The sequence below is a fragment of the Streptomyces sp. NPDC091282 genome (genome assembly GCF_044757385.1).
Lineage (GTDB): Bacteria > Actinomycetota > Actinomycetes > Streptomycetales > Streptomycetaceae > Streptomyces > Streptomyces gramineus.
The window spans coordinates 311,055-328,014 of the sequence record NZ_JBIVUX010000003.1 but is presented as its reverse complement, the minus strand read 5'-3'; the positions used below and the strand labels follow the sequence as shown (position 1 = coordinate 328,014).

General features: G+C 71.5%; 15 protein-coding genes. 9 read left to right on the top strand and 6 right to left on the bottom strand.

Annotated elements, in window-relative coordinates:
• Window positions 1-621: 621 nt before the first annotated feature.
• Window positions 622-2,328, bottom strand: coding sequence for a glycerol-3-phosphate dehydrogenase/oxidase (locus ACIQOE_RS15360; RefSeq protein ID WP_351318254.1), 1,707 nt, complete (start codon window positions 2,326-2,328; stop codon window positions 622-624).
• A gap of 288 nt (window positions 2,329-2,616) precedes the next feature.
• Here ACIQOE_RS15360 and ACIQOE_RS15355 point away from each other — a divergent pair, with 288 nt between their 5' ends.
• Window positions 2,617-3,825 carry a nucleotide sugar dehydrogenase gene (locus ACIQOE_RS15355; protein WP_351318252.1) on the top strand — a complete coding sequence of 403 codons (1,209 nt, stop codon included), beginning with the start codon at window positions 2,617-2,619 and terminating at the stop codon, window positions 3,823-3,825.
• A gap of 147 nt (window positions 3,826-3,972) precedes the next feature.
• A complete protein-coding gene (locus tag ACIQOE_RS15350; RefSeq protein WP_401411870.1) occupies window positions 3,973-4,527 on the top strand; it encodes a hypothetical protein in 555 nt (184 codons plus the stop codon).
• 70 nt (window positions 4,528-4,597) lie between these two features.
• Here the strand turns inward: ACIQOE_RS15350 and ACIQOE_RS15345 are convergent, their stop codons facing one another.
• The 4 genes from ACIQOE_RS15345 to ACIQOE_RS15330 form a co-directional block, all read right to left on the bottom strand.
• A complete protein-coding gene (locus tag ACIQOE_RS15345) occupies window positions 4,598-5,722 on the bottom strand; it encodes a GuaB3 family IMP dehydrogenase-related protein (protein WP_351318248.1) in 1,125 nt (374 codons plus the stop codon).
• 105 nt (window positions 5,723-5,827) lie between these two features.
• Window positions 5,828-7,330: an IMP dehydrogenase gene (guaB, locus tag ACIQOE_RS15340; protein WP_351318246.1), complete on the bottom strand. Its 1,503-nt coding sequence runs from the start codon at window positions 7,328-7,330 to the stop codon at window positions 5,828-5,830.
• A 152-nt stretch (window positions 7,331-7,482) separates the two neighbouring features.
• A complete protein-coding gene (locus tag ACIQOE_RS15335) occupies window positions 7,483-8,070 on the bottom strand; it encodes a sigma-70 family RNA polymerase sigma factor (protein WP_351318244.1) in 588 nt (195 codons plus the stop codon).
• A gap of 277 nt (window positions 8,071-8,347) precedes the next feature.
• Window positions 8,348-8,959 (bottom strand): response regulator transcription factor, encoded by a 612-nt coding sequence (locus tag ACIQOE_RS15330; RefSeq protein WP_003948568.1) that lies wholly within the window; start codon window positions 8,957-8,959, stop codon window positions 8,348-8,350.
• Between the two features lie 381 nt (window positions 8,960-9,340).
• Between ACIQOE_RS15330 and ACIQOE_RS15325 the strand changes: the two genes are divergently transcribed.
• Window positions 9,341-9,670: a WhiB family transcriptional regulator gene (locus ACIQOE_RS15325; RefSeq protein WP_351318242.1), complete on the top strand. Its 330-nt coding sequence runs from the start codon at window positions 9,341-9,343 to the stop codon at window positions 9,668-9,670.
• 89 nt (window positions 9,671-9,759) lie between these two features.
• Here ACIQOE_RS15325 and ACIQOE_RS15320 read toward each other — a convergent pair whose 3' ends face one another.
• On the bottom strand, window positions 9,760-10,659 hold the full coding sequence (locus ACIQOE_RS15320) for a LysR family transcriptional regulator (protein ID WP_401411866.1): 900 nt from the start codon (window positions 10,657-10,659) through the stop codon (window positions 9,760-9,762).
• 79 nt (window positions 10,660-10,738) lie between these two features.
• Between ACIQOE_RS15320 and ACIQOE_RS15315 the strand changes: the two genes are divergently transcribed.
• The 6 genes from ACIQOE_RS15315 to ACIQOE_RS15290 all read left to right on the top strand — a co-directional run bounded on the left by ACIQOE_RS15315 (window position 10,739) and on the right by ACIQOE_RS15290 (window position 16,913).
• Entirely contained in the window at window positions 10,739-11,407 is a 669-nt protein-coding gene (locus tag ACIQOE_RS15315; RefSeq protein ID WP_351318238.1) for an MOSC domain-containing protein, read from the top strand.
• Window positions 11,408-11,504: 97 nt separating this feature from the next.
• On the top strand, window positions 11,505-12,278 hold the full coding sequence (locus ACIQOE_RS15310; RefSeq protein WP_351318236.1) for an SDR family oxidoreductase: 774 nt from the start codon (window positions 11,505-11,507) through the stop codon (window positions 12,276-12,278).
• Between the two features lie 75 nt (window positions 12,279-12,353).
• Entirely contained in the window at window positions 12,354-13,067 is a 714-nt protein-coding gene (locus ACIQOE_RS15305; RefSeq protein ID WP_399012426.1) for an ester cyclase, read from the top strand.
• Between the two features lie 398 nt (window positions 13,068-13,465).
• Window positions 13,466-13,876, top strand: coding sequence for a hypothetical protein (locus tag ACIQOE_RS15300; protein ID WP_401411863.1), 411 nt, complete (start codon window positions 13,466-13,468; stop codon window positions 13,874-13,876).
• A gap of 59 nt (window positions 13,877-13,935) precedes the next feature.
• On the top strand, window positions 13,936-14,628 hold the full coding sequence (locus tag ACIQOE_RS15295; protein ID WP_362182672.1) for an ABC transporter ATP-binding protein: 693 nt from the start codon (window positions 13,936-13,938) through the stop codon (window positions 14,626-14,628).
• Window positions 14,625-16,913 carry an ABC transporter permease gene (locus ACIQOE_RS15290; RefSeq protein ID WP_401411861.1) on the top strand — a complete coding sequence of 763 codons (2,289 nt, stop codon included), beginning with the start codon at window positions 14,625-14,627 and terminating at the stop codon, window positions 16,911-16,913. The genes ACIQOE_RS15295 and ACIQOE_RS15290 overlap by 4 nt, the downstream gene beginning before the upstream one ends.
• The last annotated feature ends 47 nt before the right edge of the window (window positions 16,914-16,960 follow it).

Sequence of the window (16,960 nt, the reverse complement as noted above, 5' to 3'; positions counted from 1 at the left end):
CCGGCCCGAACCCCACGTGACCGATGGGTCACACGGGGCGCGATGACGAGCCGCGACCAGGGAGGAACCAGGGTGCCGTCGCTTCGGACACTGGTGGCCATACCGGTCTCTCTCGCCCTGCTCCCGGCCCCGGTGACCGCCGTTTCCGCGTCCTCGGCGGAGGTCACCGACCCGCTCCTGTCACAGTTCCTCACCAAAGGCGGAGCACCCGCCGCGGCCCTCCTGGAACGCGACGGGGACGGCGTCCGCCACGCGGCCCCGGCCCCGGCATCCGCCGCGCCGATCACTCCCCGCGGGCCGCGTCACCAAGGCGTTCATCGCCACCGTCGCCCTGCAACTGGCCGCCGAACACCGGCTGCCCCTCCCTCGACCGGTGCCGGCCGCTTCTCCTGCTCCAGCACCGGGCACGTCGTCCTCGGCATGGCCGACGGTGTGGGGGCACAACGGCCGGATCCCGGGCGGCTTCGTGCGCGGCGCGGCCTCGGAGGACGGCCGGCACGTCCTGACGTTCCGCGGGAACACGACGTCGGTGGCGGACCCGGCCCTCGAACCCGCGCTGCTCGCGGCCGCGTTCTGTCCTCGCGGCCGGCAGGACCGGGGTTCCGCCTTCCTCCGGCGGGCCTACAGCGGCACGATGTCCGGGGCTCCGAGGCGGGCCGCGTCCGCCGTCAGGTCGTCCGGCTGGAGCTGGGACTCCCGTTCCGCCTCCACCCGCTTCTCGTAGTGCTCGACCTCGCGCTCGATGTGGTCCTTGTCCCAGCCGAGGACCGGAGCCATCAGCTCGGCGACCTCGCGGGCGCTGCGGGTGCCCCGGTCGAAGGTCTCTATGGAGATGCGGGTGCGGCGGGTGAGGACGTCGTCGAGGTGGCGGGCGCCCTCGTGGGAGGCGGCGTAGACGACCTCGGCGCGCAGGTAGTCCTCGGCGGCCGCGAGCGGCTCGCCCAGGGACGGGTCGGCGGCGATGAGGTCGAGGAGTTCGTCCGCCATCGAGCCGTACCGGTTCAGCAGGTGTTCGACCCGTGCGACGTGGATGCCGGTGCGGGCGGCGATCCTCGCCCGCGCGTTCCACATCGCCCGGTAGCCCTCGGCGCCGAGCAGCGGGATGTCCTCGGTGACGCACTCCGCGACCCGCATGTCGAGCCCGTGCACCGCCTCGTCGACGGCGTCCTTGGCCATCACCCGGTACGTCGTGTACTTGCCGCCCGCGACCACCACGAGCCCGGGTGCCGGATGGGCGACGGTGTGCTCGCGCGACAGCTTGCTGGTGGCGTCGGACTCGCCGGCCAGCAGCGGGCGCAGTCCCGCGTACACGCCCTGGACGTCGTCACGGGACAGCGGTACCGCGAGCACCGAGTTGACGTGGTTGAGCAGGTAGTCGATGTCGGCGCTGGAGGCGGCCGGGTGGGCCTTGTCGAGGTCCCAGTCGGTGTCGGTGGTGCCGATGATCCAGTGCCGGCCCCAGGGGATGACGAACAGGACCGACTTCTCGGTGCGCAGGATCAGGCCGCTCGTGGAGTGGATGCGGTCCTTGGGGACGACCAGGTGGATGCCCTTGGAGGCGCGGACGTGGAACTGGCCGCGCTCGCCGACCATCGCCTGGGTGTCGTCGGTCCACACGCCGGTCGCGTTGACGACCTGCTGGGCGTGGATCTCGTACTCGCCGCCGCCCTCCACGTCCAGCACCCGGGCCCCGACGACCCGCTCGCCCTCGCGCAGGAACCCGGTCACGCGCGCCCGGTTGGCCGCCTTCGCGCCGTAGGAGACCGCGGTGCGTACCAGGGTGGCCACGAAGCGGGCGTCGTCCATCTGCGCGTCGTAGTACTGGATGGCGCCGACCAGGGCGTCCTTGCGCAGGGCGGGGGCCACGCGCAGGGCGTGACGGCGGCTCAGGTGGCGGTGGGCGGGCAGGCCGCGTCCGTGGCCGCGGGCCATCGACATGGCGTCGTAGAGCGCGACGCCCGAGCCCGCGTACAGGCGCTCCCAGCCCTGGTGCTGGAGCGGGTAGAGGAACGGCACCGGCTTGACCAGGTGCGGGGCCAGCCGCTCCAGGAGCAGGCCGCGCTCCTTGAGTGCCTCGCGGACCAGCGCGAAGTCGAGCATCTCCAGATAGCGCAGGCCGCCGTGGACCAGCTTGCTCGACCTGCTGGAGGTGCCGGAGGCCCAGTCCCGGGCCTCGACTATGCCGGTGTTCAGTCCGCGGGTGGCCGCGTCGAGCGCGGTGCCCGCGCCGACCACTCCGCCGCCCACGACCAGCACGTCCAGTTCGCGCTCGGCCATGGCCGCCAAGGACTCCGCCCGCTGCTTCGGCCCCAGTGTCGCTGTCCTCACCGCTGCCTCCCGCTCTGCGCCATCGGTCATGGCTCGTCGTCGGTCGTCACTCGCCCCGGCCACACCCGGCAGGCGGGGCCCATGCCCAAAGTCTGACCGCGATGGCCGACTTCAGCCACCACGTACCCGCAGCCTGTGGACAACACTCACCGAACCCCGGAAGACACACGTACACAATCCCACATAACGTTCATATTTACTCCTAGTCTGACATTGCGCTTCGCTCATCCTGTCCACCGGGCTTGCGCACCTGTCCCGCTTCGGTTACTGGGAAGGACGGCCCACGCCATGCCCGCAGACCTCGCCGTCATGGGACTCGGTCCCTACGGCCTGCCCCTCGCCCAGGCCGCCGTGTCCGCCGGCCTCTCCACGATCGGGTACGCCACCGGACCCGAGGCGGGCCCGCTCAGCCCCGCCGAACTGCGCCGGATGCTCGCGAAGGGCTTCCGGGTCGCCAAGGACCCGGCCGAGCTGGGCCGGGTCCGGACGGCCGTCATCTGTGCGCCCACCCCGCGCGGCGCCGACGGCGGGCTCGACCTCGGGCAGGTGGAGGCCGCCGCCCGCACCCTCGCCGAGCGGCTGCGCCCGCACACCACGGTGATCCTGGAGTCGCCGGTCCATCCGGGCACCACGGAGGACTTCCTGCGGCCCCTGCTGGAGAAGGGCTCGGGCCTGCGCGCGGGCCGCGACTTCCACCTCGCCTACTCGCCCAGCCGGGTGGATCCGGGCAACCGCGACGTCACGCCCGCCACCACCCCGAAGGTCATCGGCGGTCTCACGCCCGCGTGCACGGAGTCGGCCGCCGCCTTCTACGGCCGGCTCACCGACAAGGTGGTCCGCGCGCGGGGCCTGCGCGAGGCCGAGACCGTGCACCTCCTGGAGACCAACTTCCGGCACGTCAACATCGCCCTCGTCAACGAGATGGCCGTTCTCTGCCACGACCTGGGCGTCGACCTGTGGGACGTCATCCGCTGCGCGGAGACCAAGCCGTTCGGCTTCCAGGCCTTCCGCCCCGGCCCCGGCGTCGGCGGCCACGGCGTCGCGCAGGACCTGTCCGGCGTCGCGGGCCGCGGTCTGCGGATGGTGGAGCTGGCCCAGCAGGTCAACAACCGGATGCCCGGTTACGTCGTCCAGCGCGCCGCCGCGCTGCTCAACGAGCACGGCAAGTCGGCCCGCGGCGCGCGCGTGCTGCTGCTCGGCGTCACCTACAAGGCCGACCTCGCCGACCAGCAGGCCACACCCGCGCGCGAGATCGCGATCCGGCTGATGGAACTGGGCGCCTCGGTCAGCTACCACGACCCGCACATCGCGTCCTGGAACGTCCTGGACCGCCCGGTCCCCCGCGCGGACTCCCTCTACGAGGCGGCCGCCGACGCCGATCTGACGATCCTGGTCCAGCAGCACCGGACCTACGACCTCCAGGGCCTGTCGGTGAAGGCGCAACTGCTCCTCGACACCCGCGGGGCGACTCCGACGGGGGCGGCGCACCGGCTCTGAGGCTCCGGCCGCGAGGGCCGGACGCGAAAAACGCCAGGGGCGTTGTCACAGGCCCCTGTTAATCTCCCCTCACTCGCGTCGCACAGGTGTGCGTACGCCGCTTTTCCCACTGTTCGCGCAGTGATCCACCAGGGGGGATTTCCTGTCATGAGCCAGTCAGCTCCACCGCCGCAGCCGCAGTCGCCGTCCCGGCCCGAGGCGCAGCCGGCGCCGGCCGTGCAGCAGGTGCCGCAGCCCGCCGACGGCAACCCGTTCGCCCAGCAGGCACCCGTGGCCGTCCCGCAGCCGCCCGCGCCGCTCCGCGGCAACGTCGCCCTCGGGCTGGCCGCCGCCGTCGTCGCGGCCGTCGCCGCCGCGGCCCTCTACGGCATGATCATCGGCTTCACCGAGCACGAGATCGGCTGGGCGGCCGTCGGCGTCGGCTTCGTCATCGGCCTCGCGGCGGGCAGGCTCGGCGGCCGCAACCCGGTGCTCGCCGTCGCCGCCGCACTCCTCGCGCTCGGCTCCGTCTACCTCGGCCAGCTCGTCGGCGAGGCGATGATCGGTGCCGACCAGCTCGACCTCGGCTTCTCCGAGGTGTTCTTCCAGCACTTCGGTGTCGTCCAGGACGCGTGGAAGGAGGAGGCCGACCCGCTGACCTTCCTCTTCTTCGCGATCGCCGGGTGGGCGGCGTTCTCGGGCGCCAGGAAGGCGGCCGGCTGACCGGCCCGCGGCACGCACGGAGGGCCGGTCACCGCCTCGGGTGACCGGCCCTCCGTGCGTCGCGCGGCGACTACCGCTTGTGCTGGCTGTCCGCCACCGTCACCTCGACGCGCTGGAACTCCTTCAGCTCGCTGTAGCCGGTCGTGGCCATGGCCCGCCGCAGTGCGCCGAAGAGGTTCATCGAGCCGTCGGGGGTGTGGGACGGGCCGGTGAGGATCTCCTCCAGGGTGCCGACCGTGCCGAGGTCGACCTTCTTGCCGCGCGGCAGCTCCTCGTTGACCGCCTCCATGCCCCAGTGGTGGCCCTTGCCGGGGCCGTCCGTGGCGCGGGCGAGCGGCGAGCCCATCATGACCGCGTCCGCACCGCAGGCGATCGCCTTGGGCAGGTCGCCGGACCAGCCGACACCGCCGTCGGCGATCACGTGCACGTACCGGCCGCCGGACTCGTCCATGTAGTCGCGGCGGGCGGCGGCCACGTCGGCGACCGCGGTGGCCATCGGGACCTGGATGCCGAGCACGTTGCGGGTGGTGTGGGCCGCGCCGCCGCCGAAGCCGACGAGGACGCCCGCGGCGCCCGTGCGCATCAGGTGCAGGGCCGCGGTGTAGGTGGCGCAGCCGCCGACGATCACCGGGACGTCGAGCTCGTAGATGAACTGCTTAAGGTTGAGCGGCTCGTGCGAGGACGAGACGTGCTCGGCGGAGACCGTCGTACCGCGGATGACGAAGATGTCCACGCCCGCGTCCACGACCGCCTTGGAGAACTGGGCGGTGCGCTGCGGGGAGAGCGCGGCCGCCGTGACCACGCCGGAGTCGCGCACCTCCTTGATGCGCGCGCCGATCAGCTCCTCCTTGATGGGGGCCGCGTAGATCTCCTGGAGCCGGCGGGTGGCCTGCTCGGCGGGGAGCCCGACGATCTCGTCGAGCAGCGGCTGCGGGTCCTCGTGCCGGGTCCACAGGCCTTCGAGGTTGAGCACGCCGAGGCCGCCCAGCTCGCCGATGCGGATGGCGGTGGCCGGGGAGACGACCGAGTCCATGGGGGCGGCCAGGAACGGCAGCTCGAAGCGGTAGGCGTCGATCTGCCAGGTGATCGAGACCTCCTTCGGGTCCCGCGTACGGCGGCTGGGGACGACGGCGATGTCGTCGAAGGCGTACGCCCGGCGGCCGCGCTTGCCGCGCCCGATCTCGATCTCAGTCACGTCTGTGGCCTTTCCCTCTTCGTTTCAGCGTCTTCCAGTATCGCCGACGGGCACGGCGAGGGCGGCCCCGGTGCGCCCGGGACCGCCCTGGAAAGACCGTGGAGACTACTTGCGGCTGTAGTTCGGGGCCTCGACCGTCATCTGGATGTCGTGCGGGTGGCTCTCCTTGAGGCCCGCGGAGGTGATGCGGACGAACCGGCCCTTGGACTCCATCTCGTCGATGGTGGCGGCGCCCACGTAGCCCATGGTCTGGCGCAGGCCGCCGACGAGCTGGTGCAGCACGTTGGAGAGCGGGCCGCGGTAGGGCACCTGGCCCTCGACGCCCTCGGGCACGAGCTTGTCGTCGGAGGCCACCTCGGCCTGGAAGTAGCGGTCCTTGGAGTACGACCGGCCCTGGCCGCGGGACTGCATCGCGCCCAGCGAGCCCATGCCGCGGTACGACTTGAACTGCTTGCCGTTGATGAAGAGCAGCTCGCCGGGCGACTCCTCGCAGCCGGCCAGCAGGCTGCCGAGCATCACGGTGTCGGCGCCGGCCGCGAGGGCCTTGCCGATGTCGCCGGAGTACTGCAGGCCGCCGTCGCCGATCAGCGGGATGCCGGCCGGTCGGGCCGCGAGGGAGGCCTCGTAGATCGCGGTGACCTGCGGGACACCGATACCGGCGACCACGCGCGTGGTGCAGATGGAGCCGGGGCCGACGCCCACCTTGATGCCGTCCACGCCGGCGTCGATGAGGGCCTGGGCGCCGTCGCGGGTGGCGACGTTGCCGCCGATCACGTCGACGTCCACGCTCGACTTGATCTTCGCCATCCAGCTGAGGGCGTTGCTGTTGTGGCCGTGCGAGGTGTCGACGACCAGGAAGTCCGCGCCGGCCTCGGCGAGCGCCTGGGCCCGCTCCAGCGCCTCGGGGCTGGCGCCGACGGCGGCGCCGACGAGCAGGCGGCCCTCGGCGTCCTTGGCGGCGTTCGGGTACTTCTCGGCCTTGACGAAGTCCTTGACCGTGATCAGGCCCTTGAGGACACCCGCGTCGTCGACCAGCGGCAGCTTCTCGATCTTGTGCTTGCGCAGCAGCTGGATGGCCTCGGTGCCGGAGATGCCGACCTTGCCGGTGACCAGCGGCATCGGGGTCATGACCTCGTGCACGCGCCGGGAGCGGTCGCTCTCGAAGGCCATGTCGCGGTTGGTGACGATGCCGAGCAGCTTGCCGGCCGGGTCGGTGACGGGCACGCCGCTGATGCGGAACTTGGCACAGAGCGCGTCGGCCTCGGCGAGGGTCGCCTCGGGGCGCACCGTGATGGGGTCGGTGACCATGCCGGACTCGGACCGCTTCACCAGGTCGACCTGGTTGACCTGGTCCTCGACCGACAGGTTGCGGTGCAGGACGCCGACGCCGCCGAGGCGGGCCATCGCGATCGCCATGCGGGACTCGGTCACCTTGTCCATGGCGGCGGACAGCAGCGGGATGTTGACCCGGACGTTGCGCGAGATGCGGGACGAGGTGTCGACCGCGTTCGGGAGCACCTCGGATGCGCCCGGCAGCAGCAGCACGTCGTCGTAGGTAAGCCCGAGTGTCGCGAATTTTCCGGGCACTCCGTCGACGTTGGCAGTCATGACACCTTCCCCAAATGGCCTTGAACGGTGCGGATGTCCATGCTAACGGGAAGCACAGGCCCCAAATTCCACGGTACGACTCAGCTTCAGGCTTCGTATGTTCGTACGGAAATGAGCGCACGCCTGTTCATCGGGGGCGGCGGACCGTGCGGCTACTGCTCCGCCAGGGCGCGCAGCCGGCTCAGCGCGCGGTGCTGGGCGACGCGGACGGCGCCCGGTGACATTCCCAACATCTGACCCGTCTCCTCGGCGGTGAGACCCACCGCGATGCGCAGGAGCAGCAGCTCGCGCTGGTTCTCGGGGAGGTTGGCCAGGAGCTTCTTGGCCCATTCGGCGTCGCTGCTGAGCAGCGCCCGCTCCTCGGGGCCGAGCGAGTCGTCGGGCCGCTCGGGCATCTCGTCGGAGGGGACGGCCGTGGAGCCCGGGTGGCGCATCGCGGCCCGCTGGAGGTCGGCGACCTTGTGGGAGGCGATGGCGAAGACGAAGGCCTCGAAGGGCCGGCCGGTGTCGCGGTACCGGGGCAGCGCGAGGAGGACGGCCACGCAGACCTCCTGGGCCAGGTCCTCCACGAAGTGCCGGGCGTCGCCCGGGAGCCGGGACAGACGGGTGCGGCAGTAACGCAGCGCGAGCGGGTGGACATGGGCGAGCAGGTCGTGCGTGGCCTGCTCGTCCCCGTCGACGGCGCGGTGGACGAGAGCGCCGATCGTCCCTACGGCGGTGGCCGCCTCGTCGTCGCGCATCGGTCCATCGTGCCCTGCTGCCGTCGGCGGTGTGGCACCGCGTCCGCCGTTGTGCACCGAAGCGTTATGAGCAGGTGCGCCGGAACTCATCCCTTGCGCCCTCCCCTTCCGCTCGAACGACTCGTCCCCGAGAGACTCCACACCTCAAGGATGCGGCATCGACGCCGAAACGAGCAGCGGGCGTCCGGCGATCCGCCTTGCGGACGCCGCCCACCGTGGGGTAGGCGGGGGCGTCCGGTCGGTCCGCGATCCCGCTGCCGCGCAGCTCACCGTCCTGCTATCGGACCAGTCCCCAGCGGAAGCCGAGGGCCACCGCGTGGGCGCGGTCGGAGGCGCCGAGCTTCTTGAACAGGCGCCGGGCGTGGGTCTTCACGGTGTCCTCGGAGAGGAACAGCTCGCGGCCGATCTCGGCGTTGGAGCGGCCGTGGCTCATGCCCTCCAGGACCTGGATCTCGCGCGCGGTGAGGGTGGGCGCGGCGCCCATCTCGGCCGAGCGGAGCCGGCGCGGCGCCAGCCTCCAGGTGGGGTCCGCGAGCGCCTGGGTGACGGTCGCGCGCAGCTCCGCGCGCGAGGCGTCCTTGTGCAGGTAGCCGCGGGCACCGGCGGCCACCGCGAGCGCCACCCCGTCGAGGTCCTCGGCGACCGTGAGCATGATGATGCGGGCGCCGGGGTCGGCGGAGAGCAGCCGCCGTACGGTCTCGACGCCGCCCAGTCCGGGCATGCGCACATCCATCAGGATCAGGTCGGAACGGTCGGCACCCCAGCGGCGGAGGACTTCCTCGCCGTTGGCCGCCGTCGTCACGCGCTCGACACCGGGCACGGTCGCCACCGCGCGGCGGAGCGCCTCTCGGGCAAGCGGGGAGTCGTCGCAGACGAGGACGGAAGTCATGACCGCCCTCCGCAGCTGATGCGCGTCACCTTGAGCCTCCAGGCTGGTACGGAATCGTCACCTGTGCGGTCGACCGTCTCGGACGCCTGCCCGAGCGCTTGTTGTTTCAACCGCCTCCGCACTCTCAACGACGGTCACTCGAAAGAGTTACGGGGCTGCGTGCCGTCTTCGGCACTCTACGTGAGGGCGCGGACACGGTGCAGACATGGACGTCAGACCCTCAACTTTTCATCACATCCAATGCCCCATTTAGACCTTTTTCTTCCCGTTTCACGGTGTCTGGGGCTAGATTCGCAATGAGTCATATTTTCATCTCCTTAGACCGGAGATGTACGGTCGTTGGCACCGTATCCGCCCAGAACGGCTACAAGGGGTCACGTAATGGCAGATTTCTCCCGCCTTCCCGGACCGAACGCGGACCTGTGGGACTGGCAGCTCCTGGCTGCCTGCCGTGGGGTCGACAGCTCGCTCTTCTTCCATCCCGAGGGCGAGCGCGGGGCGGCTCGGAGTGCCCGTGAGAACTCGGCCAAGGAGGTCTGCATGAGGTGCCCGGTCCGCGCGGAGTGCGCGGCGCACGCGCTGGCGGTCCGCGAGCCGTACGGCGTCTGGGGCGGCCTGACCGAGGACGAGCGCGAAGAGCTCATGGGGCGGGCGCGCAACAGGCTGGTGTCGGCCTCGACGACCAGCGGCGACACCCTCCCGCACAGCTGAAGGACCCGACTCACCGCACACGCCTGAAAGAACGTTTCTTCAGATCGCCGGCACCGCAGCCACCGCTGCCGGCCCGGCCGTTGTCCGCCTCAGGCCCGCCGGGCCGCGCGGCCCAGCTGTTCCAGCGTCGCCGCCACCGCCGGGACCTGCGCCAGGTCGGGCAGCGTGAGGGCGACGATCTCCCGCACCACCGCGGGTTCCAGCGCCACCGTGCGCGCACCTCTCGGACGTACCGACTCGACCGCCAGCTGGGGCAGCACCGCCACGCCCAGACCCGCGCCGACCAGACCGACCACGGCCGGGTAGTCGTCGGTCGCGAAGTCGATGCGGGGCGTGAAGCCCGCGTTCTCGCACGCCTGGACCAGCTGGCCCCGGCAGCGCGGGCAACCCGCGATCCACGGCTCCTCGGCCAGTTCGCCGAGCGCCACCGACCCGGCGCGGGCGAGCCGGTGCCGTTCGGGCAGCAGGCCGACCAGCCGGTCCGTCAGCAGCGGCCGTACCACCAGGTCGTCCCACTCCTCGGCGCCCGCCGCGCCTTCGTAGCGGAAGGCCAGCGCGATGTCGCAGTCGCCGGCGCGCAGCAGTTCCACCGACTTCGGCGGCTCGGCCTCCTCCAGGGAGACCCGGGTGCCGGGGTGGGCGGCGCGCAGGGCGGCCAGCGCCGTCGGGACCAGGGTGGAGCTGCCGCTCGGGAAGGAGACCAGCCGGACCCGGCCGGCGCGCAGTCCGGCGATGGCGGCGACCTCCTCCTCGGCGGCGGTGAGCCCGGCGAGGATCCCGGAGGCGTGCCGCACCAGGGCCTCGCCGGCCTGGGTCAGGCGCATGTCGCGGCCGTTGCGCACCAGCAGCGGAGTGCCCACCGAAGTCTCCAGGGCCTTCATCTGCTGGCTGACGGCGGGCTGGGTGCAGCCCAGTTCGCGCCCCGCCGCCGAGAACGAACCGGTGGTGGCGACGGCGCGCAGGACGCGGAGATGGCGGGCCTCGATCATCCCTCGATCATAAGGCCGCCTTGGACCGCGCACCCCATATCGCGTCGACGCTTTGAGCCCGGTCCCGTACCGTCGGACCATGGAGCTTCTCTCGGTGAACCTCGGAGTCCCCACGCCCTCGCCGCACACGGACCAGAAGGACGGCGTGACCGGCATCGACAAGCGGCCCGTGGACGGACCGGTGCGGGTGCAGGCACCCGGGCCGAAGGGCGTCGCGGGCAGCGGCCTGGCCGGGGACGCGGTGTGCGAGCTGCGCCACCACGGCGGCGACGACCAGGCGGTGTACGCCTACGCCCGCGAGGACCTCGACGACTGGGAGAAGGAGCTGGGCCGGCCGCTGCCGAACGGCTGTTTCGGTGAGAACCTCACGACAAACGGGCTGAACGTGTCGGACGCGCTGATCGGCGAGCGCTGGCGGATCGGTTCCGGGGTCGTACTGGAGGTCACCTCAGGGCGCATCCCGTGCCGTACCTTCCAGGGCCATCTGGGCGAGCGGGGATGGGTGAAGAGGTTCACGCGGAAGGGTGCGTCGGGTGCCTACCTCCGGGTGATCGAACCGGGCGAGATCAGGGCCGGAGACCCGATCGAGATCGTCCACCGGCCGGCGCACGGGGTGACGGCGGCGATGGAGTTCCGCGCGACCACCACCGAGCGGGAGCTGCTGCCGCGGATCCTCGCGGCGGGCGCGGCGCTGCACCCGGAGGCGCTGGCGAAGGCCCGCGGCTACGTGGCCGCGCAGCGGGACTGAACGGCCGTCACGCCCGGGTCGTTCACCGTCGCTTCACCGTTCGGGAGAGCTGGTGCGGGCAGCGGACGCCGTCGGTCCGGGTAACTACCCTTGGGCCATGACAACGGCTCTGATTACGGGATCGACCGCGGGGATCGGTGCCGCGTTCGCGCGGCGGCTGGCGGCCGACGGGCACAACCTCGTCCTGGTGGCACGGGACACCAAACGGCTGCGCGAGCAGGCCACCGAGCTGCACGACCGGCACGGCATCGAGGCCGAGGTGCTCACCGCCGACCTCTCCGAGGACTCCGGCATCGAGTCGGTCGCCGGCCGCCTCGGCGACCGCAGGAACCCGGTCGACCTGCTGATCAACAACGCGGGCTTCGGCAACAAGGGCCGCTATCTGGACGTCTCGATGGACGACGAGCTGAAGATGCTCAAGGTGCACTGCGAGGCGGTGCTGCGGCTGACCTCGGCGGCGGCCGACGCGATGCGCGAGCGCGGGCGCGGCGGGGTCGTCAACGTCGCCTCGGTCGCGGCCTTCGTGCCCCGGGGCACCTACGGCGCGTCGAAGGCGTGGGTCGTGCAGTTCACCCAGGGCGCGGCGCGCGACCTGGCGGGGACCGGGGTCCGTCTGATGGCGCTGGCGCCCGGCTTCGTGCGGACCGAGTTCCACCAGCGGGCCGGCATGGGCACGGACAACATCCCGGACTGGATGTGGCTGGACGCCGACAAGCTGGTCGAGGCCGCGCTCGCCGACCTGGCGCGCGGCAAGACGCTGTCGATCCCCGACCCGCGGTACAAGGTGCTCACCGGCCTGGCGAAGGTGACCCCGCACGGGCTGCTGGGCGGCATCACCTCGAAGACGGGGCGCAAGTTCGGTCCCCAGTGAGGCCCGGATGCCGCTGCCTCCCGGTGGGAGGATGGGCGTGACGGTACCGGACCCAGGGGGGCCGGAGGCGGCGGCATGACGTTCGTACAGCTCATCGAGTGCAGGACCAACCGGCCGGCCGAGATGGACCGGCTGCTGGACAGGTGGGTCACGCAGACCAAGGGGAAGCGGGCGGCGACGCACACGGTGGTCGGCAAGGACCGCTCCGACGCGTCGCACGTCGTCGAGATCGTGGAGTTCCCGTCGTACGAGGAGGCGATGCGGAACTCGAACCGGCCGGAGACGGACCAGGTCCTCGACGAGATGCTGGCGCTCTGCGAGGGGATGCCGACGTTCACGGACCTGGACGTGGTGCGCGACGAGCGGGTGCCCGCCGGCACCGCGGAGACCGCGCGGCGGTTCTTCGAGACGATCGCCGCGCCCGGAGTGCTGGTTCCGCTGGACGGCCTGATCACCGAGGACTACCACGACCACGATCCGGTCGAGAGCCGGGACACCATCGGCATGGACGCGATGCGGCGCAAGCTGGAGATCTGGCGGCAGGCCTTCGACTTCTCGTTCGTGATCGAGGACCAGATCGCCCAGGGCGACCGGGTGTGCACCAGGTGGCTGTGGACGGGCGTGCAGAAGGCGCCGTTCATGGGAGTGCCCAACACCGGCCGCCAGGTCACGATGACCGGGACGACGATCCACCGCCTGGCCGGCGGAAAGCTGGCGGAGAGCTGGCTGCAGTACGACCGGGTGGGACTGCTGGCCCAGCTCGACGCGCTGGACGCGCTGGCGAACTAGGCAGACCATCGAAGTACCCGCGAGGGGCGAAGCCCCCGTTCCCGGCGACCGGGGACGGGGGCTCGTTCTGTCCGCCGCCTACGAGCCGGCGGTGCCCGCCCGGCGGAACCTCCGATTCCCATCACGGCGATCGTCGCCGGGCCGGAACCGGACACCGTCGACCACTGACAGGTGTCCCCCCGGGACGATCCGTCACCAATCCTCAGGAAAAGCTCAGCCGACGGTCAAGTACTGGTCAAGCAATAGTCACGCACCAGCCAAGTCGGACCTTCCGAAACATGATCGAAAGCGGACACACTTGAATTGACCATGCCATTCCCGCCTCTTCACGGCTGCTAGGTTCACGACGGCTCCGGACCTGACCATCCGGAGTCGTGCATGAACAACGGGAGGAAAACATGCGCAAGTTGGCAGTCGGCGCGATAGCCGCGGGCCTGTTCGCCGTCAGCGCGGGAACGGCAGCCGCCGTCTCGTGGCACACCATTCCGACGCTGTCCACCGGCGGCGGCTCGTTCACGAGCGGCCAGTACGCCTTCTGGCCCTCGAACCAGAACCACGGCGCCTTCGAGTGGGCGGGCAACCTGAACGACACCGACAACGGTGACGGTCACAACGTCTACATGCAGGTCCGTGTCGAGGGCTACGACTGGAGCCGCTACAACGGCAAGCAGAAGCAGAGCGTCCCGCTCGACCGGCTGAACTGGGACGGCGCGGCTCTGCACACCGACGACGCCTACATCCGCGTCTGCCGTGACAAGGGCTCGCTCAACCCTGACAACTGCTCGTCGACGAAGCACTACCAGAGGTAGCCGGCGCTTCGGCAGGACCGCGGGCCCAGGGGCGCATCCCCCTGGGCCCGCACGCTTCTTTGGGGGAAGCCATCAGTACGTCAGACATCATCTCGGCCGTCGGAGTCGACCTCTCCTACGGCAACCAGCAGGCCGTCCGCGACGCCCACCTCTCGGTCGCCCCGGGCGAGGTCGTGGCCATCACGGGGCAGAGCGGATCCGGAAAGTCCTCGCTCCTCTACTGCCTCGCCGGGGTCCTGCCGACCGCACGCGGTCAGGTGCGCTTCGAAGGGCGTTCCCTCGGCGACCTCTCCGACGACGAGATCAGCGCCCTGCGCCGGGAACGGTTCGGATTCGTCTTCCAGTACGGCGAACTACTCCCGGAACTGACCATCGAGGAGAACACCGCGCTGCCGCTGCGTCTGAGCGGACAGCGCAAGCGACCCGCTCTCGCCAGAGCGGGCGAAGTGCTGGAACGGCTCGGCCTCGGCGAGTTGCGGGAGCGCCGGCCGTCACAGGTCTCGGGTGGGCAGAGTCAGCGCGCCGCGGTGGCGCGCGCCCTGGTCCACCGGCCCGCGGTCGTGTTCGCGGACGAGCCGACCGGGTCCCTGGACAGCGCCAACGCCTCCGCCGTGCTGAAGGAGTTCCTCGGACTGGCCCGCTCGCAGGGCACGGCGGTCCTCCTGGTGACGCACGATCACGGAGTGGCCGCACAGGCCGACACCCGTTACACGATGGCGGACGGGGTGCTCACGCCGCGAGGTGCGGCGTGAGCGAATTCCTGCTCGGTCTGCGACTCCTCTTCGGCGCCGGGCGGGGGAACCGGACACGCTTCTTCCTGATGGCGGCCGGCGGCTCCGTCGGTGTCTGCTGCCTGGCCCTCGTCCTCACCGTTCCGGCGATCCTGCACGCGCACGACGGCCGGGCCGCGGCACGGCAGCCCGTCACCTCCGCCAAGGGACCGGCGGACGGCACGCTCGTCGTCCAGCGCTCCGACGCGTACGGATCCAGGCCGTTCACCCGCGTGTTCATCGCCCGGGGTACCGAGGGAACGCGGTCGGCCCCGCCCGGGTTGACCCGGCTCCCCGGTCCGGGCGAGGTGTTCGTCTCGCCACGGGTCCACGACCTCCTGCGCACGGCCCCCGCAGTGAAGGGGCTGCTGCCGGGGCGGGAGGAGGGCACCATCGCGGGAGCCGGACTCGCCCACCCGGACGAGCTGTACGCCTACGTCGGCACCACCCGCGACCGGATCGCCCACGAGGGCCGGACCCTGAAGGGGTTCGGCTACGACTACGCCCCGTCCCCCGCCGTGGAACCCTCCACCCTGACGGACGTCCGGTTCGCCCTGGCCACCCTCGTTCTGCTGCCCCTGGGGATCTTCCTCACCGTCTGCGCGCGGCTGTCCGCCGCCAGTCGTATGCGGCGCCTGGCGGCGCTGCGCCTGCTGGGCCTCAGCGTCAAGGGCACCCAGCGCGTGAACGCCGCCGAGACCGTGATGGCCGCGCTGCTCGGCGCGGTGCTCGGCCTCGTCGAGTACTGGGTTCTCAACCAGGTGATGTCCAGGACGGGGCTGCCCGCGCTGCGCTGGTATCCGGACGACGGTGCCCTGTCCGCGACCACCGTCGCCGTGTGTCTGATCGGCTGCCCGGCACTGGCCTGGTTCGTCGGCCGCAAGAGCGCACGGGAGGCCGCCGCCAACCCGCTGGCGGTCCGCCGCACCGCGCTCCCGAAGCCGCCGTCCAAGTGGGGCGGTCTCCTCCTGATCGCCGGGATGGGCATCGTGTCCGGCTTCTGCGTCAGCGGTGCGCTCGGGCATCCGGCGTCGAGCGTGGGAGTGAACGCGCTGTTCGTGGTCGGCGGCGTGGTGCTGACCGGAGTCGGGCTCGTGCTCACCCTCCCGTTGATCTCGTACGTCCTCGCCCGCCGCGTGGCGGCGTCCACCCAGTCCCTCACGCTCAACCTGGCGATGCGACGCAACGAGGCCGAGCCCGGGAGCACGATGCGGGTCGTCACCGGCCTCGTACTCCTCGTCTACGCCGCCTCGCTCGCCCAGGGTGTCCTCATCCAGCTGGAACAGGTCAGCCGCCCGTCCGGACCCGTGCAGGACTACTCCCTCTCCCTGTCCGCTCTGACCGCGGACCGGCAACAAGAACTCGACGGCCTCGCCGGGGTGCGCACCCATGCGGTGATGATGAACTCCTGGGTCGACTTCGCGAGGAAGAACCCCGAGGACGCCTTCGCGTCGTCGGCCACCGCCCTGATCGCCACCTGCGCGCAGCTGGACGAGATGGTCCGGCACTCCAAGGGCTGCGTGGACGGCGAGGTGATGCGGCTCGTCGACCCCAACTCCAGCGTCGGATCCGGCGTGAAGCCGGGCACGCCGTTCCGGTTCCGCCTCTCGGGAAGCGGGACCGGGCACCTGGACATCGGCTTCCCCGCGCGAGGGATCGTCTACAGCGGGTACTCGGCTTCGGCGGTGGGCAACGCCGTGCTCCTGGTGCCGCCGTCCGCGCTGCCCGCACACGCCCGGCCCCGTGACGCCGAGCTCGTGCTGACCAGCAGCTCGGAGCCGGGCCAGGTCCGCAGGGTCCTGGACGGCATCGGCGCCATCGCCCCGATCGCCGAGGTCGAGCTGGTGGGGCTGAACGTCCAGGGACTCGAACAGATCGCGGTCGTGGAGACCCTGCTGGGCCTCGGCATGATCATGGGTCTGGTCATCGGGGTGGCCGCGTTCCTCGTGTCCGTGACCGACCGTGCGGTCGAACGCCGTGCGCAGGTCACCGCCGTCACCCTGATCGGCGCCAGGGCCCGGACCATGCGAGCCGTGCAGTGCCTCCAGGTGGTGCTGCCGCTCGGTCTCGGTCTCGCGCTGGCGGTCGTCACCGGAAAGCTCGCCGAGTCCAGCTACCTCATCACCGGCGGCGGGGCGATCCGCTGGGATGTCGCCGGCGTTCCCCTGCTGTCCGTGGCGGTGGCGGGAGTGGTGGCGGCCGCGACGGCGGGCTCTCTGCCGCTGGCCGGCCGCCGGATCGATCCGGAGCTGATCCGCCGCGACTGACCGGTCCGCCCCGGGGCCGGGGCGGGTTGTCCGGATCACCGCCTGCC

Coding starts and splice junctions, on each gene's coding strand:
- ACIQOE_RS15355 (WP_351318252.1), top strand. CDS start 2,617: ATGCCCGCAGACCTCGCCGTCATGGGACTCGGTCCCTACGGCCTGCCC.
- ACIQOE_RS15350 (WP_401411870.1), top strand. CDS start 3,973: ATGAGCCAGTCAGCTCCACCGCCGCAGCCGCAGTCGCCGTCCCGGCCC.
- guaB (WP_351318246.1), bottom strand. CDS start 7,330: ATGACTGCCAACGTCGACGGAGTGCCCGGAAAATTCGCGACACTCGGG.
- ACIQOE_RS15335 (WP_351318244.1), bottom strand. CDS start 8,070: ATGCGCGACGACGAGGCGGCCACCGCCGTAGGGACGATCGGCGCTCTC.
- ACIQOE_RS15330 (WP_003948568.1), bottom strand. CDS start 8,959: ATGACTTCCGTCCTCGTCTGCGACGACTCCCCGCTTGCCCGAGAGGCG.
- ACIQOE_RS15325 (WP_351318242.1), top strand. CDS start 9,341: ATGGCAGATTTCTCCCGCCTTCCCGGACCGAACGCGGACCTGTGGGAC.
- ACIQOE_RS15320 (WP_401411866.1), bottom strand. CDS start 10,659: ATGATCGAGGCCCGCCATCTCCGCGTCCTGCGCGCCGTCGCCACCACC.
- ACIQOE_RS15315 (WP_351318238.1), top strand. CDS start 10,739: ATGGAGCTTCTCTCGGTGAACCTCGGAGTCCCCACGCCCTCGCCGCAC.
- ACIQOE_RS15310 (WP_351318236.1), top strand. CDS start 11,505: ATGACAACGGCTCTGATTACGGGATCGACCGCGGGGATCGGTGCCGCG.
- ACIQOE_RS15305 (WP_399012426.1), top strand. CDS start 12,354: ATGACGTTCGTACAGCTCATCGAGTGCAGGACCAACCGGCCGGCCGAG.
- ACIQOE_RS15300 (WP_401411863.1), top strand. CDS start 13,466: ATGCGCAAGTTGGCAGTCGGCGCGATAGCCGCGGGCCTGTTCGCCGTC.